Origin of the sequence: Flagellimonas sediminis, assembly GCF_010500845.1 — a bacterium.
Taxonomy (GTDB): Bacteria; Bacteroidota; Bacteroidia; order Flavobacteriales; family Flavobacteriaceae; genus Flagellimonas; species Flagellimonas sediminis.
The window spans coordinates 126,166-150,620 of the sequence record NZ_JAAAMI010000004.1; the positions used below are offsets into that span (position 1 = coordinate 126,166).

General features: G+C 41.4%; 23 protein-coding genes and 1 other RNA gene. 13 read left to right on the forward strand and 11 right to left on the reverse strand.

Annotated features, from left to right (window positions below):
- Positions 1–82: 82 nt before the first annotated feature.
- A complete protein-coding gene (locus tag GTK07_RS09615; protein ID WP_163635040.1) occupies positions 83–667 on the reverse strand; it encodes a hypothetical protein in 585 nt (194 codons plus the stop codon).
- A gap of 75 nt (positions 668–742) precedes the next feature.
- On the opposite strand from GTK07_RS09615, the gene kdsA reads away from it, so the two are divergent.
- The 6 genes from kdsA (at position 743) to GTK07_RS09645 (ending at position 7,031) form a co-directional block, all read left to right on the forward strand.
- Positions 743–1,561: a 3-deoxy-8-phosphooctulonate synthase gene (kdsA, locus tag GTK07_RS09620; protein ID WP_163635041.1), complete on the forward strand. Its 819-nt coding sequence runs from the start codon at positions 743–745 to the stop codon at positions 1,559–1,561.
- Between the two features lie 163 nt (positions 1,562–1,724).
- Entirely contained in the window at positions 1,725–4,046 is a 2,322-nt protein-coding gene (locus tag GTK07_RS09625; RefSeq protein ID WP_163635042.1) for a TonB-dependent siderophore receptor, read from the forward strand.
- A 50-nt stretch (positions 4,047–4,096) separates the two neighbouring features.
- Positions 4,097–4,810, forward strand: coding sequence for a DUF4198 domain-containing protein (locus tag GTK07_RS09630; protein ID WP_163635043.1), 714 nt, complete (start codon positions 4,097–4,099; stop codon positions 4,808–4,810).
- Positions 4,811–4,824: 14 nt separating this feature from the next.
- Complete coding sequence (locus GTK07_RS09635; RefSeq protein WP_203583769.1) at positions 4,825–5,157, forward strand: hypothetical protein; 333 nt, start codon at positions 4,825–4,827, stop codon at positions 5,155–5,157.
- Position 5,158: 1 nt separating this feature from the next.
- Positions 5,159–5,458 (forward strand): hypothetical protein, encoded by a 300-nt coding sequence (locus tag GTK07_RS09640; protein WP_163635045.1) that lies wholly within the window; start codon positions 5,159–5,161, stop codon positions 5,456–5,458.
- A gap of 4 nt (positions 5,459–5,462) precedes the next feature.
- Positions 5,463–7,031, forward strand: coding sequence for a PepSY-associated TM helix domain-containing protein (locus tag GTK07_RS09645; protein WP_163635046.1), 1,569 nt, complete (start codon positions 5,463–5,465; stop codon positions 7,029–7,031).
- Here GTK07_RS09645 and GTK07_RS09650 read toward each other — a convergent pair.
- Positions 7,018–7,395: a DUF1801 domain-containing protein gene (locus tag GTK07_RS09650; RefSeq protein WP_163635047.1), complete on the reverse strand. Its 378-nt coding sequence runs from the start codon at positions 7,393–7,395 to the stop codon at positions 7,018–7,020. The two genes, GTK07_RS09645 and GTK07_RS09650, sit on opposite strands and share 14 nt — an antisense overlap.
- Positions 7,396–7,481: 86 nt before the next feature.
- On the opposite strand from GTK07_RS09650, the gene GTK07_RS09655 reads away from it, so the two are divergent.
- The 4 genes from GTK07_RS09655 (at position 7,482) to GTK07_RS09670 (ending at position 11,020) form a co-directional block, all read left to right on the forward strand.
- The gene (locus GTK07_RS09655) at positions 7,482–8,090 is read left to right on the forward strand and encodes an MFS transporter (protein WP_163635048.1); all 609 of its coding nucleotides are present in this window, start codon (positions 7,482–7,484) and stop codon (positions 8,088–8,090) included.
- Position 8,091: 1 nt separating this feature from the next.
- Entirely contained in the window at positions 8,092–8,388 is a 297-nt protein-coding gene (locus GTK07_RS09660; RefSeq protein ID WP_163635049.1) for a winged helix-turn-helix domain-containing protein, read from the forward strand.
- Between the two features lie 50 nt (positions 8,389–8,438).
- A complete protein-coding gene (creD, locus tag GTK07_RS09665; RefSeq protein ID WP_163635050.1) occupies positions 8,439–9,797 on the forward strand; it encodes a cell envelope integrity protein CreD in 1,359 nt (452 codons plus the stop codon).
- Positions 9,798–9,904: 107 nt separating this feature from the next.
- On the forward strand, positions 9,905–11,020 hold the full coding sequence (locus GTK07_RS09670; RefSeq protein WP_163635051.1) for an Sb-PDE family phosphodiesterase: 1,116 nt from the start codon (positions 9,905–9,907) through the stop codon (positions 11,018–11,020).
- 2 nt (positions 11,021–11,022) lie between these two features.
- Here GTK07_RS09670 and GTK07_RS09675 read toward each other — a convergent pair whose 3' ends face one another.
- Positions 11,023–11,277 carry a hypothetical protein gene (locus tag GTK07_RS09675; protein WP_163635052.1) on the reverse strand — a complete coding sequence of 85 codons (255 nt, stop codon included), beginning with the start codon at positions 11,275–11,277 and terminating at the stop codon, positions 11,023–11,025.
- A 99-nt stretch (positions 11,278–11,376) separates the two neighbouring features.
- Positions 11,377–12,582 (reverse strand): NAD(P)-dependent oxidoreductase, encoded by a 1,206-nt coding sequence (locus GTK07_RS09680; protein WP_163635053.1) that lies wholly within the window; start codon positions 12,580–12,582, stop codon positions 11,377–11,379.
- Positions 12,583–12,686: 104 nt separating this feature from the next.
- On the opposite strand from GTK07_RS09680, the gene ssrA reads away from it, so the two are divergent.
- Both ssrA and GTK07_RS09690 read left to right on the forward strand, forming a co-directional pair.
- Positions 12,687–13,083: a transfer-messenger RNA gene (ssrA, locus tag GTK07_RS09685) on the forward strand.
- Between the two features lie 502 nt (positions 13,084–13,585).
- A complete protein-coding gene (locus GTK07_RS09690; RefSeq protein WP_163635054.1) occupies positions 13,586–14,587 on the forward strand; it encodes a DUF6340 family protein in 1,002 nt (333 codons plus the stop codon).
- Positions 14,588–14,891: 304 nt separating this feature from the next.
- Here the strand turns inward: GTK07_RS09690 and GTK07_RS09695 are convergent, their stop codons facing one another.
- The 6 genes from GTK07_RS09695 to GTK07_RS09720 form a co-directional block, all read right to left on the reverse strand.
- Positions 14,892–15,605 (reverse strand): NUDIX hydrolase, encoded by a 714-nt coding sequence (locus GTK07_RS09695; RefSeq protein ID WP_313790794.1) that lies wholly within the window; start codon positions 15,603–15,605, stop codon positions 14,892–14,894.
- 310 nt (positions 15,606–15,915) lie between these two features.
- Entirely contained in the window at positions 15,916–17,214 is a 1,299-nt protein-coding gene (locus GTK07_RS09700) for an HlyD family secretion protein (protein ID WP_163635055.1), read from the reverse strand.
- Between the two features lie 2 nt (positions 17,215–17,216).
- Positions 17,217–19,421 (reverse strand): peptidase domain-containing ABC transporter, encoded by a 2,205-nt coding sequence (locus GTK07_RS09705; RefSeq protein ID WP_163635056.1) that lies wholly within the window; start codon positions 19,419–19,421, stop codon positions 17,217–17,219.
- Positions 19,422–19,733: 312 nt separating this feature from the next.
- Complete coding sequence (locus GTK07_RS09710) at positions 19,734–19,934, reverse strand: hypothetical protein (protein WP_163635057.1); 201 nt, start codon at positions 19,932–19,934, stop codon at positions 19,734–19,736.
- Between the two features lie 21 nt (positions 19,935–19,955).
- On the reverse strand, positions 19,956–20,144 hold the full coding sequence (locus GTK07_RS09715; RefSeq protein WP_163635058.1) for a hypothetical protein: 189 nt from the start codon (positions 20,142–20,144) through the stop codon (positions 19,956–19,958).
- A 146-nt stretch (positions 20,145–20,290) separates the two neighbouring features.
- Positions 20,291–21,898 (reverse strand): DUF6734 family protein, encoded by a 1,608-nt coding sequence (locus GTK07_RS09720; RefSeq protein WP_163635059.1) that lies wholly within the window; start codon positions 21,896–21,898, stop codon positions 20,291–20,293.
- 75 nt (positions 21,899–21,973) lie between these two features.
- Between GTK07_RS09720 and GTK07_RS09725 the strand changes: the two genes are divergently transcribed.
- Positions 21,974–23,617 carry a thioredoxin domain-containing protein gene (locus GTK07_RS09725; protein WP_163635060.1) on the forward strand — a complete coding sequence of 548 codons (1,644 nt, stop codon included), beginning with the start codon at positions 21,974–21,976 and terminating at the stop codon, positions 23,615–23,617.
- A 36-nt stretch (positions 23,618–23,653) separates the two neighbouring features.
- Here the strand turns inward: GTK07_RS09725 and GTK07_RS09730 are convergent, their stop codons facing one another.
- Positions 23,654–24,418, reverse strand: a complete 765-nt coding sequence (locus tag GTK07_RS09730) for a 3-keto-disaccharide hydrolase (protein WP_163635061.1) — start codon at positions 24,416–24,418, stop codon at positions 23,654–23,656.
- Between the last annotated feature and the right edge of the window lie 37 nt (positions 24,419–24,455).

Consider the following 24,455-nt stretch of genomic DNA (forward strand, 5'->3'; position numbering starts at 1 on the left):
TAGGTACATTTGGTACTGTTATAACATATACTTTTTAAAAAAAGTATTCAGATTCCCAAAATTCCTCATTGGCGAATGTGTTTTAATCAAACTGTGGTTCTCTAGATTTTTGCTTGGTCGCCACCCATCCAAAAGTAAAATGGATCAATGGCCCATACCCATCAGGAACACCATCTCCCTTGTAAAGCCCGGCACCCAGTTCCGCATTAAAATTGAACCCGTTTTTATAGGTTCGTTGGATACCGTATACCATCCCATAAAAACCGAGGTTAAAATCCTTTGGTCCATCAATATTGGAAGATATCCGCAACTGGGAAAAGAAAATGGCCTGGGCCGCGGCTAGGTAATTTCCAGAGTTGCCCGAAACATTCTTATCCCTATTGATGCGTCTTTGAAAATTGTGGTAATAGCGATACCTGTTATTCATGGTCAACCCAAACGCATATCCTTCCCCATAAGTGGCAGTGGCCAAACCCAAACCGATAGAGACACTTTGGTTTTTGAACAATCCCAATTCATAACTGAATCCAGGACTCAATAAATCAAACTTGAATTGATGGCGTTCCAGATTGATCAGATCAAAGGTCCTCCCCTTTTCATAAAATTGTGAAAAGACGGAAAAACAGCATAAGCCCATAAAGGGAACAAGGAGTAATTTTTGGGTCATAATTGAGGGTTTTGATTGTGATAAATCTAAAAAGGTTACCAAGCTTATGTAGTATATTTGTGCAAACTTTAAGAAATGGACATCACCAAAATCCCTCAGATAAAACATACGGATAGCAACAACTTTTTCCTTTTGGCCGGTCCTTGTGCCATTGAAGGGGAAGAAATGGCCATGCGAATTGCCGAAAAAGTGGTTGCCGTTACGGACCATCTCAAGATTCCCTATATTTTCAAAGGAAGTTTTAAAAAGGCGAACCGTAGCCGTATCGATTCCTTTACGGGTATTGGCGATGAAAAAGCATTGAAAATTCTCAAAAAAGTCTCCGATACCTTTGGGGTACCCACAGTAACGGACATCCATGAAATTTCCGATGCCGCTATGGCGGCCGAATATGTGGATGTACTCCAGATCCCTGCCTTTTTGGTACGCCAGACCGATTTGGTGGTAGCTGCTGCAGAAACCGGCAAGGTGGTCAACTTGAAAAAAGGACAGTTCATGAGTCCAGAAAGTATGAAACATGCCGTGACCAAGGTGACCGAAACGGGAAATGAACAAGCTATCATCACCGATCGCGGAACCATGTTCGGTTATCACGATATGATCGTGGACTTTAGGGGCATCCCTACCATGAAACAATATGCCCCTGTGATTTTGGATGTGACCCACTCCCTACAACAGCCCAACCAATCCTCTGGAGTAACAGGTGGTAGGCCCGCCTTGATCGGCACCATGGCCAGGGCTGGAATTGCCGCTGGCGTGGATGGACTCTTCATGGAAACCCATTTTGACCCTGCCAATGCCAAAAGTGATGGGGCCAACATGTTGGATCTAAGTTTATTGGAAAAGCTATTGACCGATTTAACGGCCATTAGGACCACTGTCAATTCTCTCTAGAGATGATTAAATCACATTATCCTTTTTAAAAATTACTGATTTTCAATAATTTAAAATTTATTTTAAGTTTTATTTATAATTAGTCTAAATATTATTTGGCCAAACAAGTGTTGAAATATAAATTTGTACTTGAAATTTATTTAGACCAATTATAAATAATAAAATGAAGAATATAGTACTTCTCCTGTGTTTGGCAGTTTTCTGCACTTCGCAAGCCCAAACCGGAAATCTTAAAGGATTAGTGACCGACCAAAGGAACAGCCCTTTATCCAACGTGAACATTGCCCTTTCCAATACCAGTTTAGGAGCAACCACTAACGATTCTGGGAATTATCAGATCAACGATTTGGCACCTGGATTATACGAGTTGACCTTCTCCATGGTAGGCTATGGAACAAAAAAAGCTGCCATTTCCATTTCAGCAAATCAGACCACCAAAGTACCTACTGTTGCCCTTTCGGAACAACAGGAACAATTGAACGAAGTAATTGTTGAAGGCCATCATAACAAATATGTGGAAAACAAACCTTCAACTTCCCTTCGCCTAAAGACCGAATTGGCGAAACTGCCCCAAAATGTGCAGGTCGTTAGTGCCGATCTTTTAAGGGACCAACAGGCAACCAATATCATGGACGGAGTGATCCGTAACGTGAGCGGTGTGACCATGTTGGAGCATTGGGGACAATTTGCCCGTATCCATATGCGTGGATTTCGTTTGCCCGCCTTTAGGAATGGTGTCAATATCCAGGATACTTGGGGACCCTTGTCCGAGGACATGAATACCGTAGAGCGCATTGAATTTGTGAAAGGTCCTGCGGGCTTTATGATGTCTGCCGGGGAACCTGGAGGATTCTACAACGTAGTGACCAAAAAACCCACTGAGCAATTTATTGCCAATGCATCCTTCTCAGCTGGTAGTTTTGATTTCTTTAGAGGAACTGTTGATGTTAGTGGTAAACTTTCCGAAAATGGCAAGTTGTTGGGTCGTTTCAATGCCATGTATCAAACCACCGACAGCCACAGAGGCAATGAAGATGTTACCCGATATGGGATCGCTCCATCTTTGACCTATAAGTTCTCGGACAAGACCTCCATTACTACGGAAATGAACCTTCAACAAGCGGAATCCTATTTGGGTTCTGCCTACATCTTCGCGCCAGCAAGCGCAGGGTATGCCAGTTTGGACAGGGATTTTAAATTTACCAACAACGATTATCCCATTACCGATATCCAGGAAGTGACCTTCTTTGCCAACCTGAAACATGAATTTTCAGACCATTGGAGCATGGAAGGACAATTGGCATACCTGCGCTATGACCAAGTAGGAAACTCCACTTGGTTGCTGTCCATGGCAGACAATGGCGATGCATATCGATATACTTCAAAATGGGATGCCCTTTCCATCGGAAAATTTGGACAGGTCTACATCTATGGCGACTTCAATACCGGTAGTATTTCCCATAAGATCATGGGCGGTTTTGACTATAGTGACAAAACCTATTGGGCCGATTGGTTCGAATCTTCTCCAGTGGACACCGATGGACCTTTTAACATTTACAATCCTGTTTACGGCGTAAGTCCTGAGACCAATTTTGATCGTTCGGTATCGGTTCAATACCGAAATGGTGGAACCCCATATGGATCCAGTACAGTTAGGGCTTATTACGCCCAGGATGAAATCGGATTTTTGGAAAATCACATCCGATTGACCCTCGCTGGAAGATACACCAACCTGTACTCACTAGGCAAAACCGAAACTGATGATGTTTTCACCCCCAGAGTTGGATTAAGCGTGGACATTATCCCTTCCTTGACGGCCTATGCCCTTTATGACCAATCCTTTTTACCCCAGAGCGGCGTAAACAGTTCAGGCGATATTTTGAACGACCCTGTGGAAGGAAAAGATATTGAAGGGGGAATCAAAGCCAACTTTTTCGATGGAAGATTGGTAACCTCATTAGGTGTTTATAAAATCAATAAGAACAAGATCCTAGTGGGTGATCCTGCATTCCCCAATGACAATTTCTCCATCTATTCCGGAGAGGTTGAATCCAAAGGAATCGAATTTGATGCACAGGGACAGATTACCCCAGAGCTGAACCTCGTCCTAAACTATGCCAACACGAATGTGGAGGATCAATCCGGGAATCTGGTGGCCGGTTTTGCCAAGCATGTCACCAATGGATGGCTGAACTACAACTTTGCCGAATCATCCACCTTAAAAGGTTTTGGTGCCTCTTTGGGCTACCAATATCAAGTGGACCGTTCCACATGGGCCTGGGCAGCGGACAACCAATCCGATCTACCTAATTATTTCCGATTGGATGGTGCCCTTTCTTGGAGAAACGATCATTTCAGGGTACAGGTGAACATCAACAACATTTTGGATGAGTACCTATATTCCGGCGCCAACTATGGAAGTTACCTATACTGGCAATCCGAGCCTGGCATTAATGGCAGATTGACCGTTTCCTATACTTTTTAATCAAAAATTTAACTGGGTCCCTGAGCACAGGGACCCTTTAAAACCTTATCATGAAAACAAGACTTATATATCTCCTTTTCTTCTTTGCATCCCTATCGGCCAAAGCCCATTACTTATGGATTGAAACCAACGGCAACGCAAAATCGGGCCAAAAACATGAAGTCCGAGTCCATTTTGGGGAGTACACCTATGGTGTCATCGAAAAGGTGGAAGGCGAAGCCTTTCCATCAGTAGCCAACTTTACCCTTTGGGTAATTGCCCCGGATGGAACCAAGACCGAATTGAAGACCGAAGCCAAGGAAGATCATTATCTGGCCTATTTTACCCCTACCCAAAACGGGGTGTACACCGTTGCCCTTAACAACAATGAAATTGACGTCATCGATTATACGCAATATGATTTTGGTATTTTCAAGACCCACTACCACTCCACTGCAAAAGTACAGGTAGGGATGACTGATGGAGATACCCAAACGGCAAACCCAAATGGAATCGTGGTAAAACAATTGGCCAATGAAAACTCTGAAGTAAAGCTTCAGGTTTTTTATAAAGGTGAGCCCTTGGCCAAAAATGAGTTAAAGGTATATGTCGCAGATCTTTGGTCCAAGACTTTATATACCGACGACAATGGTCAGGTTTCCTTTGCAAGACCTTGGGATACCAAATACATTGTGGAGACCACCATCAAAGAAGAAGTTCCTGGCACCTACAAAGGCGAGGATTATCAATTTATTTGGCACTGCGCCACACATTGCATTAAATAACAGCTTTGCAAGTTATGGTCACCTTCGTTTCACTGCTCATTTTCATTTCCTTTTATCTCTTCTACGGTACCTCTAAAAAAATGGTGGTCATCCATAGTTTTGGTATGGAAAAGTGGGTCGGTGAACATGCAAGCACCTCAAAATTTATCGGCACTGCCCTAATGATCATTTCATTGGGGCTTAGCTGTTACCAATGGGGATGGGGTTCTGGAGTGTTCACGTTTAGCATCCTATTAATGACCTTTGCCAGCCTTGTCATTCTTTTGGCCCCACTACAATTACTGAATTACCGAATCCTTGCCATTGCTTTTATATCATCCCTAATCTTCGAATTATTCTTGTTTTAAGATGCCAGCCAACAAAAAATATTTGACCCAGTCCCCATGGCAACGCTTTGCCAAAATCACCGCTGCAATCATAGGTGGCTTGGTAGTGGCCGTCATGTTCCATTTGGCATTGGCCAGTTGGTTCGACCATGTAAACATCATCATCACCAGTACTTTCACCGCTTTTATTTTGTGGGCCATTTTGATGGTGGTTGCCTTTTTGGCCAAAAATGGTTGGAAAATTTGGGGTCTTTATCTGCTTGTAAGTGCAACCCTAGGCTTGGTATATTATTTCGGGATCCAAATCCTTCCAATTGTTTGATCTTATGGGGAACAGAATTTACAACATCCTTTTTCATACGCATACCGTGAGTGGTATTGTGATCAGTGTGGCACTTTACGTTATTTTCTTTGCGGGTTCCTTTTCCTTTTTCCGGGACGAGATTGCCAATTGGCAACGTGGACACCAAGTTTCCCAAGAAGATGCCATTCCGGGGAGTGTAGACCAGTATTTGAAAGATCTTTCCGAAAATTACAACCTCCAGGGAAGGGATGTGGAACTCTACCACTATTTCAACGAACGGAGCATTTCGGTAAGCTTATCGGCTTCCAAAGATTCGTTGGCCACGGAGAAAGACAAGGTCGGGGCTTTTTTCTATATGGATACCGAGGATAAGACCACCTCGGATTATAGGAGTTCCTATCACTTGGGCGAGTTTTTATATCGCCTTCACTTTTTGGATCAAATCCCCTACCCGTACGGACGCTATTTGGCGGGATTGGTGGCATTCTTCTTTCTTTTTGCCATCATCACCGGAATTTTGGTACACTGGAACAAAATCGTATCCAACTTTTACACGTTTAGACCATGGGCCAAACTGAAAACGGTTTGGACTGATGCCCATACCGCTTTGGGCGTGATCGGGTTTCCGTTTCAATTTGTTTATGCCGTGACCGGTGCCTTCTTTTTATTGAAGGGAATTTTGATTCTACCTATTGTAATGGGACTGTACAATGGGGACCAGAACAAACTGTATGAAGATCTGGAATACAACCATCCTGTTTATGCCTTTCACAACGAAAAGCTGGAAGAACCCGTCCAAATAGATCCATTGATTGCCGAAATGAAACACGATTGGCCGGATTTCCGGGTAAAAGAGGTGCATCTTTTCAATTTTGGGGATGTCAATATGCATGCATCCATTAGTGGGCACTTGGGATATGGTTCCAAGCTCAATGGTATAGGTCACCGAATCTATAAAATTAAAGACGGATCTGTAGTAGAAGAAAAAGTTCCCATGACCAACAATTCTTATCTGGATGGCGTAAAGAACATCATGTTCCGCCTCCATTTTGGAGACTATGCCGGTTATGGCTTGCGGGTGATTTCTTTTATCCTCGGATTGGTATCCTGCTTTGTAATCTTGTCCGGGGTCATGATCTGGCTAGTAGCCCGTGACAAAAGGAACGTGCCCGAAAAAAGACGCAGGTTCAATCAGCAAGTGGCCAATGTATACATGGCCGTATGTTTGTCCATGTTCCCCGTTACCGCCTTGGAATTCATTATTGTGAAATGCTCCCAAAATGTGGACATGACCTTCCTGTACCGTACCTATTTCCCGGTATGGTTGATCACCACACTCTTTTTCATCTTCAAAAACAATATTGGCTTCACCAACCGGTGGACTTTAATATCTGGCGGTATTTTGGCGCTTTGGATACCTGTGGTTAATGGTATTATGTCAGGCAATTGGCTTTGGGAAGCATACAGGAATGGCCATGAACAAGTAATGTTGGTTGACTTGCTATGGCTGATCTTAGGGTTGGTAGCATTGTGGATTGCTTTCTTCAAACTAGGGAAATCTAAAAGTAAAATTGCCACTAACGATGTTTAGTTTTATAGAATCCTTTGTGGTTGACCGACTTGGCCTCCAGTAAAAGTTGAACAACAATCCTACCATCTATTTCCTCTTGGTTAAAATAGCGTAATGACTTCATAACTTTTCGCCCATCAGTAACCAATTTATCTTGATGGACGGTCAAATGGGCCGAGTTCCAAAGACACATATCAACATAACCCTTTTTTAAGGAAGCGTTGAAATAACAAAACGGATTGTTGTTTAAATAGTAAAAGGGCAACTTGTACTTATAATCCAACCTGACCTCTGGTATTGTTGTTTCTACCAACACCTGCAATTGCAATAAGATGCTTCTAAAAGGTTCTACTTGATTCAGGATATAGTTTTCTGCAGGGTTCATCCTTCAATTTATTTAGATACACAATCTCAAAAAAAATTAGTTCAAATGAAAATTAATTATAACTTTGAATTTCAAAGTACTTTAAAATGGATTCAAAAAAATATTTGGATGATATCTCACAGATTAAAGATTTGATGAACCGTTCTTCCCGGTTCATATCATTAAGTGGCCTATCAGGAATACTGGCCGGAATATATGCTATCATCGGTTCTCTTGTTGCCTACTTTTTTTTACTTCCTGGGGTTGATGACTACGTCACCTTACACAATAGGAACTTTAAACTAATTATGGGTATATTAATCCTAGTGGCTGTGCTAAGCTTTGTCACTGCTTATTTGTTAACCACCAGAAAGGCAAAAAAGAACAATGAAAAAATTTGGGACGACACGACCAAACGATTGCTCGTCAATTTTTTTGTCCCCTTGGTGACCGGGGGTATCTATATCCTTATCAAGTTGAACAGCCAACACTATGGCCTCACCGCCTCGCTCATGCTCATTTTCTATGGTTTGGCATTGGTGAATGCATCAAAATACACCATTGGCACGGTAAAATATCTTGGTTACACCCAAATTGTCCTTGGCCTAATCTGTGCTGCATTTCCTGGCTATGGTTTTTGGTTTTGGGTACTGGGTTTTGGCATTTTGCACATTGTGTATGGAAGTATCATGTATTTAAAAGAGGATAAGGCATAAAGTGGGACTTATTGATAACATAAACAAGTTGTTTGACCATCGCATACGATTGGGCATCATGTCCATTCTTATGGTGAACGAAGAGGTGGATTTCAATCGGCTTAAGGAACTTTTGGACGTTACCGATGGAAATTTGGCAAGCCATACCAAAACCCTTGAAAATGCAGAATACATCAAAATAGAAAAATCCTTTATTGGCAAAAAACCCAACACCAAATATATCATCACACGTGTGGGCAGGAAAGCTTTCAAAAAACATATTGATGCTCTGGAGCATCTTATCAGGAACCCAGAATAATTTTTTTATCCATTCACTTTGAATTTCAAAGTACTTTAATATTTAATAACATGACATCACAAAAACAAAGATTCGGAAACTGGCTGAAACATTCCATATCAGCAAAAATGATCACAGTAGGCTTTTTGATACTCATTCTATTGATACCATTAGGTTTTGTTAGCGATTTGATACGGGAACGTGGATTTAGACAAGCAGAAGTAATCCAAGAAATCAATTCAAAATGGGGAGGGCAGGTCATCATCAATGGCCCAATCCTTAAAATACCTTACCAGCAATATGTAGAGGAGAAAATCTTCAACGAGTCAACAAAAACCTACATGATAAATCAAAAAGCTGTTCGGCAGCATGCCTATTTCTTTCCAAATAATTTGGAAATAGGTTCCGACGTTTCCACTAAACCATTGGAGCGTGGCATATATGAATCTGTGGTTTTTAGTGCGGCTTCAACCATTAATGGAAAGTTCGCCTCACCCAGTTTCACTGAAATTGAATTGAAAGATGGGGATATTCTTTGGGATAAGGCCACTGTTTTATTCAAGGTGAGTAATTTAAAAGGCATCCGGAACACAGTAAACATCAAATTGGGAGATACAGAATATACGCTCAATCCTAAGTTTGACAACTCCTACATGAACACCCTGGAGTCCGGCTTTGTCAAAAATCTTGATGAACTACAAGAAAAACCTATGGGCTTCGAATCCGAAATCACCATCAATGGTAGTACTAGTTTACAGTTTGTTCCCATAGGGAAAGAGACCCTAGTTTCCATGAACTCCAACTGGCACTCGCCTAGTTTTAACGGAAATTTTCTTCCCGAGACAGAGGGCAAGGAAATATCGGACAAAGGCTTCACTGCCAAATGGAAGGTTTTGGAAACTAACCGGCGCTTTGGCCAATCCTTTTTTGATCAATTGCCTGATCTAAACGAATTTTCATTCGGCACGGAATTCTTAATCCCAGTGGATGATTATCAAAAAACCGAACGCACCAGCAAATATGGACTTATGATTATTGGTCTTACCTTGTTGGTGTTCCTTTTGATACAGATCAGCAGCAAAATACATATTCATCCATTTCAATATCTGATGATCGGTTTGGCATTGGTCATGTTCTACACGCTACTGATCTCCATATCAGAACATAAAAACTACCTCTTTGCCTATTTGATATCGGGGGCTTCGGTGGTAACATTGATAACCGTATACTCCAGAACAATTTTGAAGAGCAATAAATTTACACTGTTAATATTGGGGTCCATGCTGGGATTGTACACCTTTATCTTGGTCATTATCCAGATAGAGGACTACGCCCTTCTGGTGGGAAGTATTGGGCTCTTTGTAATCTTGTCCATCATCATGTTCACCTCCCGTAAAATAGATTGGGCAGGGGCCAGTATTTCAGATTAGTTGGATACGCAATGGTCTCATCTAAGTTAAGGGTGAGACCATTTTTTGTTTACAGTTTATTAATGTTAGGAACCAATCAGTTTCATACTTTTGAGAAAACCACCGATATGAAATTCCACTTTCTTTTTATTGCTCTTGTTTCCACTTTGGCCGTATCTGCGCAGGATCATTCGCACAAAAGTTCTCGGGCCATCACTTTCCCAGATGTTTCTGGATACAAGACCTTGAAGACCGACCTGCACCAACACACTGTTTTTTCCGATGGAAACGTTTGGCCCACCATTCGTGTAATGGAAGCGCTTCGCGATAATCTGGATGTGATCTCATTAACGGAGCATTTGGAATACCAGCCCCACAAGGAAGACATACCCCACCCTGACCGCAACCGATCATATCATTTGGCGTTGCAGGAAGCCAAGGATCATGACCTATTGATCATCCATGGGTCTGAAATTACCAGACAGGCTCCTATGGGGCACAATAATGCGGTTTTTATACAGGATGCCAACAAATTGTTGAACGAAAAGGCGGAAACTTCCTTTGCAGAGGCCAAGGATCAGGGTGCTTTTATCTTTTGGAACCACCCAGCGTGGTACGCACAATCACCACAAGGAACGCCTATTTTGAGTGATTTTCAAAAAGAGCGTATCAAAAAAGGTGAACTCCATGGTATTGAGGTAATCAATACCGGGGATTATGCAGAAGAGTCCTTGGCATTGGCATTGGAAAACAATTTGACCATTATGGGAACCAGCGATATTCATGGTCTTATTGATTGGGATTATATCGAAAAAGGACATGATCGTCCCATAACACTGGTTTTCGCCAAGGAAAAAACCGCAGAATCCTTAAAGGAGGCTCTTTTCACAGGGAGAACAGTGGCCGTTTTCAATTCTTTATTGGTTGGAAAGAAGGAAAACCTGGTTCCGCTCTTGCATGCTTGCATAGAAGTTGAAAAGGCCCAATACATTAACAAAACTTCCATTTTGGAAGTTACCTTGAAGAACGTTTCCAGTAGTGACCTCGTCTTTGAAAACCAAATGCCCTACACATTCTATTCAAGTTCCCCAGTATTCACGGTTCCTGCAGGTGGCACAAAGACCATCAACATTAAAACTTTGGACAAAAAAGACGGGATAACCTTAAAACTGAAAGCATTGGGTGCCTATGTGGCTCCAAAGCAACAACCCACCATTGAATGGGCTCTCAAGGTCGAGGATTAAACTTAAGCCACCGAAGGAACAACGGAACCATTGATCTCGATGTCAAAATCGGGTAAGATTTTCTTGATGCATTCCCTTGGGGTCTTTTCGGATATCCATACCCATTTGCGCTTGAGATCCACATCAAAATGGAAACAGGAGAAGTCCCCACAGCATTCCCCATCGATTTTTTTCAATAAAAATTTGGTGATCCTGGGCCTTAGGCTGTATTCCATATCGATGCAGGCCCTTTTTGTGGCCGGGTTCTCGTCGCCCAAAGTCAACCAATTAAAATGCACTTTTCAGAATAATAGGACAAACAATATACTAAAAAACAATTGATTGCAAGCCAAAAAAATGGTTTCTCGATTTATGGCCTATTCCTTACCATCCACATAATCCTGAAGATATGCATATCGTTGGGTAAGCTTGCCGTTTTGGGTCATCCGGGCCCGTTCCAGGATACCTTCCTCATCATTGTTGAAAAAGGCAGGGATCACATATTTGGAGAATGCTTCCCCGAATCCAATACTGGCATCCCTGGGCAGTTCGCAAGGCAGATTGTCCACCGCCATGACCGCGATGGCCTTTTCTTGCCTAAAATCCGTTTCGGATTCGGTCATAGGGTCATAACCATAGATCGGCTCCGCAATGGTTGACGCCCTAATGGTCGTGGCCACTGGCCCATCAATGTCGCAGCTGATATCGGCCACCACTTTTATATTAAAGTCGGGATGTTTAACATCTTCCCTTGTGTATAGATACGGGGCACCGTCACCGTAAAAATGTCCGGCAATATAAAAATCGGTGACCTTGGCAAACCGAAAGAAATTAGATCTGTATTCGTGAGGGTTTTGAAAGAAATCCATTTTACTGCCCCTTACACCATCCTTACGCTTGTTGTATTCCGATGCATCTATCTGACAATAGATGGGTTCAGAAAAGGTCTTTTTCAAGTAATCGTCGACACCTACTTTTTTTATCCCCATGCCATCCAGCATTTCCTTGGCCCCATTACCGACCCTGCCCCTACCGGTGAGCAAAATCTTGATATTGGGCAAGTGCAATTTTTTTAGTTCTGAAATCAGTGCCTGTTGATCCTTCAAGGTTTCTGCCTTTGGCAATTGGAACAGATTGAACTTGAATCCATAGGTTCTGAAGCCATTGTAAGCCCCAACGATACCGGCATATCTACCAAAAGCAACAAGCCGCTGTCCCTTTGGATTTGTAATCACTTCATGATCATACAATTCAATTTTCTTATCCAAAACCGCACGAAGTAATTCCCGATTATATGGTTGCTTTTTTATGGTATGCGAAAAGAAAAAATATTTCTTGTTGGATATCAAGGCATCAATTGGTACTTCCTTCACCCCCAAAAGCACTTCACAGGCATCCATGCCATACACTACTTCAAGCCCTTTTTCCCTGTACTCATCATCCGTGAACACCCTTATAGGGGAAGATTCCACTAAAATCAGGGCTTTCGGAAACTGGGAAAGGACATTTTGACATGCTGAAGGGGAGAGCACCACCCTGCGGTCTGGCGGGTTTTTACGTTCTCGAATGATTCCGAATTTCATAAAATGGTTTGGTATAATTGTTGACCAAAATAAGAGGTTTGGAAAGGGTAAGCAAACTTTTGATTAACTTTGCGATCCTTTTGGGGAAAGTTCTTGAACATATTGGGGCCGACCGGTTTTGACAGCAAGACCAATGGCTATGTAAGCATGCCGAGCAATGGAATTGATGCTCGTTAATCTCCGTTCCAACCTTTTAAATGGCGATAATAATTACGCTCTTGCCGCATAATCTGAATTATAGTAGGATAATGCCTCGTCTCCGCTAGGCGGAGAAGCGAGATGTCCCTGAATAGCCCTTGTTGGCGGCGATTCGTAAAGGGGCACCATAAAAGTCAACATAGCGATCTTATGGCTTCGATAAGGTCGTAAAACTTAAGAGGCTAAGCGTACGATAGGCGGTTTTCGGTCGGTCGTGCGCCGACAACCAAACGAAAACTAAGCATGTAGAAAGCATTGTTATTGCTTGTTTGGACGAGGGTTCGAATCCCTCCGGCTCCACTTTATACCCCTGTAGCACAATGAATACAGGGGTTAACTTTCTCATTCGGCTCATGAGCAACTAAGGTTACCCTCGAACCGATAAAAATGTAGAATAAATTGTAATTCGGTTTACTCGAAAAATCCATTTCGAAGCAAAATGCCCATTACAAGAACTACTGTTACCAGCAATACCCCAAAGGACATGTAAACCTGTTGTCTTAGGTGTTTCATAGTGTTGGTTGAGATGGCTCAATATATAAAAAATTGTAAGATTAATCTTTTTTCAAAGCTGGAATTATAATACTTTTTATCATTTTATCAACCTAAAGACTCTGTCATTCCATTTTTGACAAAATCTATAAAAATTCCATTCTTGACCAAATCAATTTGAAACTTATTCACATCCCATTCTAACCCATTGAAAATAAAATATATGCTTAAACGTTTTTAGGAATGGGATTCAAAATTTCATTTTTTTTTGGCACGTTTGTTGTTTTTTTACTCCCCACCAAATTTTACAATCATGAAAAAACCTCACCTCTTCATCATTGGTACATTTTGCTTTAGTCTATTTTCTTGCGCCAGTTCTGGCTACGTCTATTTGAACTACCCACAAGAACCAGTTTTGGTGCTTCCAAGGGAAATAGATGATATTGCCGTAGTAAACCGTTGCCTTACGAACGAAGAAGAAAAACCTAACAAAACCTTGGAATCGATTGCCACTGGAGAAATTGTTGGTTCCGATAAATTGGCTTCGGACGAAGCCATTAAGGGAATCTTTGATGGGCTTAGGAACAAAGATGATATTCGGTTGGTCATTCCAACCACTTTGAGATTACCCGGAACCGGCACCCGGAAAACCCCCGATATACTGGATTGGGAAAAAGTAAGTGAGATTTGTGATGAAACGGAATCCGATGCCCTTTTGGTTTTGGAAACCTTCGATTCCAACTCTGATTTTGTGTTGAATACCGCCGTGGAGCAGGTATCCTCCGTGTTGCAAACCGGAAAGCCCAGCGGCAGGATACCACGTCGAGCCCGGGTGAACGTAGTAAGTTATTGGCGTCTTTATGATCCGAGCACCAAAACAATATTGGACCAGTTCCAACAAACCCATTTTATGGATTTTGACCTGGCCAACGGCGGAATTCCGTTGACAGCCCTTCCGGAAACGGCCTATGCTTCAGGGTTGGATTATACAAGTCGATTGTATCCCAGTTTTTTTAGGGTCAGAAGAGATATGTACAAAAAAGGTAAGGGGCGGGACAAACGCCTTTTTGATGCCGGTTGGCGCCGTACCGAGGTGGCCAACTGGAACGAAGCCATTTCCATTTGGTCAGAAATTGCCAACGTTCGTAAAAGTAAATCGGCAGGCAGGGCCGCCTATAATATTGCCGTGGCAAATGAAGTATTGGGCAATACGGACCTAGCATTGGAGTGGGCCCAAAGATCGTATCAAGATTATGGAGACAAAATGGCCCGTGATTATGCCAAGGTTTTGCTCAGGAGAAAACAGTGGGAATAAAATCCTTGGCACAGTCCGAATAAATTTTGCTGGCATAGTGGTCCCGTTTTATGGACATCCCAAAAACTATTTCCGCAGACCGGAAACGGATGTATAAAGTGATATACGACGCAAGATTCAATCAGATCGTCCTTTTCTTCAAGAGCTACATTGCCAGCGTTCCGTAAATCCCCTGCTTGCAAAAGATAAGTCAATACATGACCAAAGCCATTATGAACCATGCGTACTTGCCATCGTTACGCCTTATGTTTTGAAGCAATACTTACTATTTTTTTGAAGCCACGTAACTGTGAATCAAATCCAACTAGAATTGAATAACTTCTTTAAGTTTTTCAAATTCTCCGTTGCTCATTGATGAGCCATCCAAAGAATTCTTTCTAAATCTATATAAAAAGGCACCTCTCTTTGAACCCGACATGTCTTTCGTGTCCGTTTTCTCCAATATGTTCAAGGAAAGAATTTTTTTTCTAAAATTTCTCGGGTCAAATTTAGTATCATAGATACTTTCATAAAGAATCTGTAGTTGGGGCAATGTGAAAAGTTGTGGAAGCAATTCAAATCCCAAGGGTCTGTTCCGCGCCATCAGCCTTAAGCTTCTGATGGCATCCTGGACCATTCTACCATGGTCTAGCAATAGGTCCGGTACATCTTTCAAATCAAACCATCTGGCATCATGGTCCTCCACAGCCTTTAGATCAAATTCGTTTATCCTGATCAAACTGTAATAGGCCACGGAAATAACCCGTTCAACAGGATCGCGGTTCACGGCACCGTAGGTCTTCAATTGCTTTAGATATACATCCCTAAGACCTGTTAGCCGATAAAGTATTTCACTGGCCCCTTGATCCAAGGACACATCATTTTTAATCAATGCACCAATAAGGGACCATGAACCTTTAAAAGGCTCCACTTTCCTTCGGAATAGAAGCAATTTTAGTTTTTCCGAATCGAACCCAAAAATAATACAATCAACTGCAACGGTAATTCTTTGTTGTGGGTCGTATTTACTGCGTAGCACACTACTCTGTTTTAGCGGTGGATTAATGACCATAGCACCATCCATTACTGGAAGGCTGCACTCAATATAGTCAAATTCATCACAAAATTAAGTTGAAAAATAAGAGAAAGCCTTCTGCCTTGATCCTTTATGCTCTTTTTCCAAATTGGACCTGTAAAAGTTGCTCTTTTAATGATCGAAAATAAAAATAATGCAATTTCCCTTTTGAGCATCCCAAGTTTGTTCCATCGATTTGTATAACCCCAGAACCAAATCAACGATGCCTCGGTAAGCATTTTAATTTCTTATGGGACCGAACCTTCATGGATGCTCAATAGCTAAATAAATTCTTCACCTTGTAGAACAATCTTTCAGCTAAGCTTAGGTCCTCAGTTATGATTTCTGCAGTACCGAGCATTTCTTGCTTAAAATCGATTTTCTGGTTATAAGATGTCTTCATACCATCCTTTAACGAAATATACACAACATAGTTTCCTTGGGTATCCGGTGAAATGGAAATATTTTCCACAATGCCGATCAGCATTCCGAACTGCTGGTAGGGAAAATTATCCAACTTGATCAGTACCTTTTGGCCTACGTTGATCTTTCCTGCATTTTGGGAAGCGATGGTAAGCCTACCCACAAAGTCCGATTTTTTTTTCGGAAGGATGGTAAAAACAACATCACCTTCCGTCACCTGTTGGTTTGTTCCCCAGAATTCATTGAAACTTACGACACCATCAATTGAAGCGGACAAAACGTATTGGTACCTCCAATCATTGATGGCCTTTTTTAGAGCGTTGAACGAATGCAACAGATTCTTCCTGGTCCGGGCATGTTCCAGCTCTTTATTGATGTAGGTTGCCCTTAAATCTTGGTTCGCCGATGAGAGGGCCTCCCTCATTTGTGAGATCGAAATTACCGTACTGTTCATGCTTTTTTTGGCTTGAAGAAAATCGAGGCCTTTGGATTCGAACTCTTGTTGGGAGATCACCCCTTTTTGGAACAATACTTTGTATCGGTCATATTCTATCTGTTTTAGGTTGAGTTCTTCCTCTAAAATCTTTTTTTGTTCCATTTGTTCAGAAAGTTGGCTTCTTACTTCCTCTAAGGATATTTTGTTGCCACTCAATCGGTTTTCATATGGAAATAGTTCTTTTAATAAAGTGAATTCCAAGTAACTTTTCTCAAACTCTAAATAGGAGGATTCTATATCACCCAAGGTCAATGCGGAAGTAGTCTCCATCGGAAATTGAAATCCGTTTTCCACCAAATTGATGGTATCCACAATTTGCATCAAAAGGGACAGATCCCCATAGTTGGAAATGTTTTTAATGATAGCTAATTCCTCACCCTTGGTTACGGAATCTCCATTCTTCACAAAAAAGCTCTCAATCTGACCAGAAGAACGGGCCACTACTTTTTCAGTAGGGTTTTTGGTCGTGATCAACACTTTAGCGGACACAAAATCCGGATAGTTGATAATGAACGACAATGCAATAAGAATACACACAAAGGCAAAGACCAAGGTAATGCCCCACCTTACGATCCAAGATGGGGGTGTACCAAGAATCTCCTGAACTTCCTCAGACCTTAGATTCAACTTTATTACATCCTTCTTCCCCTCCATGGTCAATTGGTCAGTTTTAGCTTTTCAAGGGCAAGTTGGTTCCTTACCAGATTAAAATATGCACCGCCTTTGGTAATTAGGGATTCATGGTTGCCAATTTCCTTTATCATCCCCTTTTCAAGTACCACGATCTGATCGGCATTCTGTACCGTGCTCAAACGGTGGGCAATGATCAAGACGGTCCTGTTTTTAAAAAAAACATCAAGGTTTTCCATGATCTCGGATTCATTGGAGGCATCCAATGCGGAAGTCGCCTCGTCAAAGAATAGAAAATGGGGGTCTTTATATAGGGCTCGGGCAATGAATATGCGCTGCTTTTGACCCGTACTGATACCTATACCCTCATTCCCGATTTTGGTGTTGAACCCCAATGGCAATGATTGTACAAACTCATAGATATTGGCCAATTTTACGGACTGGAGCAGTTTTTCCTCATCGATTACATCTACCCCTACAGCGATGTTACCGGCTATGGTATCGTTAAAAATATAGCCTTCTTGCATGACCACTCCGCAACTTGCCCTCCAAGCGGTATGTGATATATCGCGCAGGTTATGGTCCCCAAACAAAATCTTACCCTCGTTTGGCTCATAAAACTTAAGGATGAGTTTCATGAGAGTGGTTTTGCCGCTTCCGCTCATGCCCACTATGGCTGTTTTTTTTCCAGCAGGAATTGTCAGTGATAATTTATTCATCACATTGACATCGTTCCCCAAATACCTAAATGAGATATTATCGATGTTGATATCATTATCAGGACCGATCCTGGATATGTAGGTCCTGTTCTCGTTTTCTTCATTTTCCTTGTCATGAATCTCTCCCAATCGTTCCAAACTTATCTTTGCATCCTGTGCTGTTCTAATGAAATTGACCAACTGTAAAATAGGTGAATTCAACTGACCTATTATATATTGGATGGAGAGCATCATACCCAAAGTAATGTTCCCGTTGATCACCATGATGGCCGAGGTGAACGTAATGGCAATATTCTTCAACTCATTTATAAAGGAGGATCCAATTTCCTGCGTCTGCTCCAAGGCCAGGTTTTGCATGTTCACCTTAAAGAGTCGGGCCTGGACAAATTCCCAGCCCCATCGTTTCTTTTTTTCGGCATTGTTCATTTTTATTTCCTGCATACCGTTGATCAACTCAATGACCGTGCTCTGTTCTTGGCTCAACTGGGAAAAACGTTTGTGGTCCAGTTCCTTTCTGCGTTTCAGAAAGAACAATATCCAAACCACATAAAGGGCACTTCCCACTATGAATATGCTGAAAATGGATATGTCATAATAGATAAGCACCAAACCAAAGACAAAAAGGTTGGCCAAGGAAAAAAGAGTATTAAGGGTGTCACTTGTAAGAAGACGTTCTATACGGCTATGATCGTTGATCCGTTGCATGATATCGCCGGTCATCCTGGTATCAAAATAAGAGATGGGCAGGGCCATCAATTTGATAAAAAAATCGGATATCAGGGAAATATTGATCCGTGTACTAAGATGGAGCAAGATCCAACTCCTAAAAAACTCCACACTTATCCTACCCAAAAAAAGTAAAATCTGTCCAAATAAAACTGCATAGATGAAACTGATATCCTGGTTCTGTATCCCAATATCCACAATACTTTGGGTAAGAAAAGGAAAAATCAGTTGCAACAAGCTGCCAACCAAAAGCCCTACACAAAGTTGAACTACCAGTGTTCTATATTTGAAAAGATATTGATAGAGGAAGAGCAAGGACTTCTTATCCGTCCTTTCCCATTTTTGTGATCTAAATTTTGGGGTGACCTCAAGTAAAAGTGCAATACCCTCGTTCGTGGCCTCATTGGCATTGTTCCCGATCCAACGGGTCAAGAACTCTTCTTTTTGAAAAGAAATCAGTCCAAATGCCGGATCGGAGATATAGATCACATCATCCTTGATCTTATAGATGACCACAAAATGGCTTTTGTCCCAATGGGCAATAAGGGGAAGTGGGGCATTTTTGAGTTTTTGATAGTTGGTCTTTAGAGCTAAGGACTTAAATCCGATTTTTTCAGCTGCATCGCTCAATTTTAATAGGTTACTACCTTCCCTCGTGGTTTCTGTAAGCTCTCTGATCTGCTTCAACGAAATGAGCTTACCATAATATTTGGCAACTATTTTTAGGCATGTAGGGCCGCAATCCTTTAGATCGGGCTGCTTGTAGAAGGGAAAGTTTTTTTTCAAAGGGTAAAAGCTAATTTGACATTTACTCAATATGCCGTAAAAACAATTGGGAATACCCCATGAAGTATTCCCAATTTCATTTTCGATTACCCTGCTTTAATAGCAGTAATCTATCCCGGAGTGCCAAACACCTGAACAATACGCAGCTGCTTGTGAACACGTTGGGAAATTGTAGACGACTTGTGCATATTGGTGGTCACACCTCAAGGTCGCGCCACCCAATATCTTCTTTTGTTCATTTTTGGACAGCTCTTGTCCGAGATCCAACTTTTTCATGATTTAGAATATTTAGGTTCAACTTTTAGTTGTGGATTACCAACAAGACACCATGGATCCTTGATAATAAACTCCGGCACAATATGCAGGTCCGTTAGAACAGTTCACGACGGGGTTGCCCACCGTTACGTATTGATATTCCGGGGGGTTGTGAGGAGCGTAGCAGATCACCCCTCCACCTAGAATTTTCTTTTGTTCGTTTTTGGACAATTCCTGCCCAAGACTCAATCTTTTCATTTTTATGGCCTTAAAGATTGATCAAGAACAGGATGTAACATATCCATTATGGGCCCCTTGGCAATAAGCCGGTCCATAAGAGCAGTTAGAGAAATTGTACACGGTAACATAATCATGCAGGTTGTTGCTCCAACATGTCAAGGTTGCTCCCCCAAGGATCTTCTTTTGTTCGTTCTTGGACAGTTCCTGTCCTAAATTCAATTTGTTCATAGTTTTCAGAAATAAATGATTAGTAAATATTTAACACCCTTAAATTATAAAAATTTAAATAAAATCCTACATTTTTAGTAATATAATTTTTACAATAAAATATATTTACCAATATCACAATTCCATTTGTGGACAAATCCCTTGAATTATTTGACTTCTACTAGGTTTTCAAAGGCCATTCGCTTTATGGTATCAAAAAGAAGTTTTTGGTATTGTACATTGTCAATGGTAAGGTCGTCTTCAAAATATTTGGTCAGTTCAGATGCCAACGCTCGGATATTACCTTTACCTATGTGGCTGAGAAGGGCTGCGTCCAGGCCATCATGTCTTGTTTCAACAATATCAAGATTCATAATGTTAGGATGTAGTGTAATCACATATCTTACGCCAGTATCATCCAAATTTTCCATAAGCATACTTCCATCGTTATTTTCTGAGAGCACATTAACATCCCATGAGCTTTCAAAAACTTCAACTCCCTCTGCAAGCTCAATCCCATGTTCCATCCAATTTTCACTAAAAAAGAACCTTGATGCCAAAGCATAACGATGCATATCTTGCAAATACAAGTGTTCCTTAATACCCACATGGTCTTCGTTCAGTTTGGACAACATAATATATTTGTTTCTTTCCAATCCATAGACCTCTTCCAGTAATCCGGTAAATTTGTCCTGTTTTCTTGCATTGATATGATTACTCAACTCCCAAAAATTGGCCAGGTAAACATCATCTATCCGATGTAACAGATGAATGGTTCTTGCAAAAGTCCTTTTAACGCCAGTACCATTTATATACTCTGCAACATTTAGGTCGGTCTTTTTTTTACCATTTATCATATGCAAAGGACCATTGTGGAAGTAAGCATACAGCCTATTTTCCACGTCAATGTGTTGACATTGATATAGTATGTTGTAGTATACGGAGGGGTACTCTAACCGGAGTCGTTTTGAAAGATGGTTAAGTACAAAAGCCTCTTTTTTGCAACCTCCTACGGGATGGATAAGTTTTACATGGGGGATGTCCGAAAATCTCCAATAATCCTCATACAATGGATTTATGACCGGTTCTTCGAACAAATAGGACACTGAAACCTCCTCTTTCTTTGATAGATAGTACAACGAAACCTGTTCTATCAACCAATTCAATTTGCCAACGTCCACAAGCTCCAATTTGTCTGGATTTTTCGAAATGAGTGCATTGGCTTCTTCACAATATCTTTTGATGAAATCCAGGTCACCACCACCTAAGATTCCTGCATTACACGCATAAATATGGTCATCCTTGTGTTTCTCCTTTAAATGGTCTGGGATTTTGAATCCTTTTTCATGTACGGTTTCCAGAATCTCCTTATTGAAGAAAAGGTCCATTTCCAGATTTGATGCGATAAGTCCAGCCTCAGAAAATGATTTTGGAAAGGGTTGCCATAGGTATATATCTCCATCAACATGTAAGAACGGTTCATCCTGAACGGAATAAGTCTTGATCTTTGCCAAAGAAAACAGCTCGGGCCTGCATTGAAAGGATTCATCAAATATGAGGTGTACTTTGGTATAGGGAAGTTTTAACACGTCAATTAATATGTGTTTGCCCAACTCATCGGTATAAAGCTCCACACGTTCATATTGTCTTCGCAACGTTAAACAGCTGAGAGCCCATGACATCCAATGGTATTCCGCAGACCTCCACCCCGCCTTGATATCCAGGTTGGTCACACCATCGTTTAGTCCCGTCCAAAAGGTCTGCGTAATTTTCATAAATACAATATATTAAGTTTTTTCTTACTTTAAACATGGAAAATAAGTATATATTTAATCGATATTATATTCTCAATGGACTTTTTTGAAGATGCATACAAGTTCCTAAGGGTATCAGGTTACCAAGTGAGCAAGAGTTACCTAAAGGAATGGATGCAGGCCCATCCCCACTACCCTGCCTTGATAAGTTTTACAGATTTACTGGATGAGTTCCAAATCAGCCACAAGGTCATCAGGATTGAGAAGGACTCGCCCCAAGAACTGTTTCCCAACAGGTTGTTTATCCATTTTGCTTTTGATTCGGGTGAAGCAGGTTTTCGTATTGTCCACAGAAATTCAAAAGGGGAATTTGACACAAAAGACCTGGCAGGCTGGACCGGGATCACATTACTTTTGGACGAAAGTTCAAAACTGGAACATCCAGAGCATCTCAAAGTTTATTCAGGCGAACGGGTTGAAAAAATGATGGTGGTATCATTGGTATCCGTTCTTATCCTTCTTTTTTCCGTCAATCTGATTTATAGCGCCCTATGGATCATGCCCATAAGTTTTATGCTGTTTGCCGTGGGATTCTTCTTTTCTATCCTAATAGTTTCCAAGGAAATAGGGTTAAAAAGCAATGTTTCCGAGTTTTTTTGCAAAACGGATGATACGGGTTGCAGCACCGTCTTACACTCCAAATACGGAAAATTGGGTCGGTATTTAAGTTTGGGTGATCTTGCCCTCATCTATTTCGGCGGATCCCTTTTATATGTAGCTATGTTCACAGAAACACCACCGTTGGAGAAGGTGACTTTCTTGTCCATCCTTCAAATACCAGGTCTCTTGTTCACTCCTTTTTCCATTTATTATCAAACAAAGCTTAAATCTTTTTGTCCCCTTTGTTCGGCTTTACTTTTTGTACTTTGGCTACAGGCCATTACTTTATTTGGTTATGTCCTTGATCAGTATCCTTCCCAGATAGGGTCACTTTTTACCCTCAAAGCCATCACCAACTTTCTTATACCTTATGCCCTGGCCGTATCGTGGATAATCCTAAAACCAAAGTTGATACAAAACCTAAGCATACCTCATCAGAATACCATGCTACGGAAATGGAGGCAAAACCCTATCTGGTTCGATGCACTTCTGCCTCTGCACAAAAAAGTGGACACTTCACCTTGGGGCATGGAAATAGCGTATGGAAATCCTGAAGGGGTATTGCAGTTTCTTATTGTAAGCAATCCCTTTTGTGACCACTGTGCCATTGCGCACAAAAATCTGGAAAAAATCTTGGATAGGCATCCTACCGATATTGGGGTTCGAATAAGATTTTATTTGAAAACATCCGACGTTGAAACTAAAAGTGAAAAATTCCTTGCAGTCTGCCAAATGCTACATATCTACATAGAAAGGATTTGGTCCATTGACCAGAGCTTGGACAAAAGGAAGATGATGTCCCGAAAAATTATCGGAGACTGGTATGAAATGGGCAAAAATAGATGGGAGAATGAATATGGTCCTGTAGCTTCCTTTGACAAACTTAACGAGTCCACAATGAAAATCATTCAAAATTCTGTCCAGTGGTGCAATGAGGTAGGGATAGACCAAACTCCTTCCTTTTTTGTGAACGGCCATGAAATGCCCAATCCCCATACCTTCAAAGATGTATTCCTATTTGCAACGGATTATATCGATATTTTGAAGCGCAAAATGGAGAAAAACCCTGTGGCCGTATAGGACCCGATCCTGATGGTTTTTACCAGCACCCAAATTTTAAAGCTTCCTTATTTTAATATCCCTGAACCAGGTTTCAAAATACCAATATTGAAGGGCAATTTTGCCTTGGGTAGCCTTACCGAATTCAGGATAATTGACAAAATGGGTGGCAGCGATCATTTTCTTCCATTCCGGATCGTTAAAATCCTGTTCCCCTGTCAATACCCCGTTCAGATAGAACTCCACTTTGCCATCCACTTGTTTGATCCGGGTGGAATTCCATTCCCCTGACTTCATTTCCACTGCGTTTTCCTGAGGTGCAAAAACATACAGGCAACCTGGCCGTTTCGCAGGAAGCTTATAATCCATGTGTTCAGAGTCCAGAATTTGGTATTCAGGACCAGTTTGCCATGCCGTGGGAATATCCGGCTTTTCCTGTACGTTCAAAAAGATACCGCTATTGCCGCGAGAAGCGATTTTCCACTCCAAGGTAAGTTCATAATTTTCATAGGCGTTGTCTGTCAACAGATCCCCTGCCATCAACGATTCATCATTGGCGTCGCTATGGATTTCACCATTTACTACTTCCCAAACCGAATCGGCGTCAGGATTGTTGTACAAATGCCATCCATTCAAGGTTTTTCCATCAAAAAGCAATTCCCATCCTTGTTCTTTTTCCACTTCCAACAATTGGTTGTGTGTTTCATTGGCCAAGGCCATTTTTTTGGTCCTCCATGCTTGGGGCTCTTCTTTTTTATTTTCTTGTTTGCAGGACATCATGGACAATAAAGAGAAGAACAATAATGAGAATTTGGTACGCATCACTTTTGTTTGTTTTGTTTGTGCAGCGTTTAAATTT

Excerpts from the sequence above, each read along its gene's own strand:
- GTK07_RS09615 (WP_163635040.1), bottom strand. The coding sequence starts at position 667 with ATGACCCAAAAATTACTCCTTGTTCCCTTTATGGGCTTATGCTGTTTT.
- kdsA (WP_163635041.1), top strand. The coding sequence starts at position 743 with ATGGACATCACCAAAATCCCTCAGATAAAACATACGGATAGCAACAAC.
- GTK07_RS09625 (WP_163635042.1), top strand. The coding sequence starts at position 1,725 with ATGAAGAATATAGTACTTCTCCTGTGTTTGGCAGTTTTCTGCACTTCG.
- GTK07_RS09630 (WP_163635043.1), top strand. The coding sequence starts at position 4,097 with ATGAAAACAAGACTTATATATCTCCTTTTCTTCTTTGCATCCCTATCG.
- GTK07_RS09635 (WP_203583769.1), top strand. The coding sequence starts at position 4,825 with ATGGTCACCTTCGTTTCACTGCTCATTTTCATTTCCTTTTATCTCTTC.
- GTK07_RS09640 (WP_163635045.1), top strand. The coding sequence starts at position 5,159 with ATGCCAGCCAACAAAAAATATTTGACCCAGTCCCCATGGCAACGCTTT.
- GTK07_RS09645 (WP_163635046.1), top strand. The coding sequence starts at position 5,463 with ATGGGGAACAGAATTTACAACATCCTTTTTCATACGCATACCGTGAGT.
- GTK07_RS09650 (WP_163635047.1), bottom strand. The coding sequence starts at position 7,395 with ATGAACCCTGCAGAAAACTATATCCTGAATCAAGTAGAACCTTTTAGA.
- GTK07_RS09655 (WP_163635048.1), top strand. The coding sequence starts at position 7,482 with ATGGATTCAAAAAAATATTTGGATGATATCTCACAGATTAAAGATTTG.
- creD (WP_163635050.1), top strand. The coding sequence starts at position 8,439 with ATGACATCACAAAAACAAAGATTCGGAAACTGGCTGAAACATTCCATA.
- GTK07_RS09670 (WP_163635051.1), top strand. The coding sequence starts at position 9,905 with ATGAAATTCCACTTTCTTTTTATTGCTCTTGTTTCCACTTTGGCCGTA.
- GTK07_RS09680 (WP_163635053.1), bottom strand. The coding sequence starts at position 12,582 with ATGAAATTCGGAATCATTCGAGAACGTAAAAACCCGCCAGACCGCAGG.
- GTK07_RS09690 (WP_163635054.1), top strand. The coding sequence starts at position 13,586 with ATGAAAAAACCTCACCTCTTCATCATTGGTACATTTTGCTTTAGTCTA.
- GTK07_RS09700 (WP_163635055.1), bottom strand. The coding sequence starts at position 17,214 with ATGGAGGGGAAGAAGGATGTAATAAAGTTGAATCTAAGGTCTGAGGAA.
- GTK07_RS09710 (WP_163635057.1), bottom strand. The coding sequence starts at position 19,934 with ATGAAAAGATTGAGTCTTGGGCAGGAATTGTCCAAAAACGAACAAAAG.
- GTK07_RS09715 (WP_163635058.1), bottom strand. The coding sequence starts at position 20,144 with ATGAACAAATTGAATTTAGGACAGGAACTGTCCAAGAACGAACAAAAG.
- GTK07_RS09720 (WP_163635059.1), bottom strand. The coding sequence starts at position 21,898 with ATGAAAATTACGCAGACCTTTTGGACGGGACTAAACGATGGTGTGACC.
- GTK07_RS09725 (WP_163635060.1), top strand. The coding sequence starts at position 21,974 with ATGGACTTTTTTGAAGATGCATACAAGTTCCTAAGGGTATCAGGTTAC.
- GTK07_RS09730 (WP_163635061.1), bottom strand. The coding sequence starts at position 24,418 with ATGCGTACCAAATTCTCATTATTGTTCTTCTCTTTATTGTCCATGATG.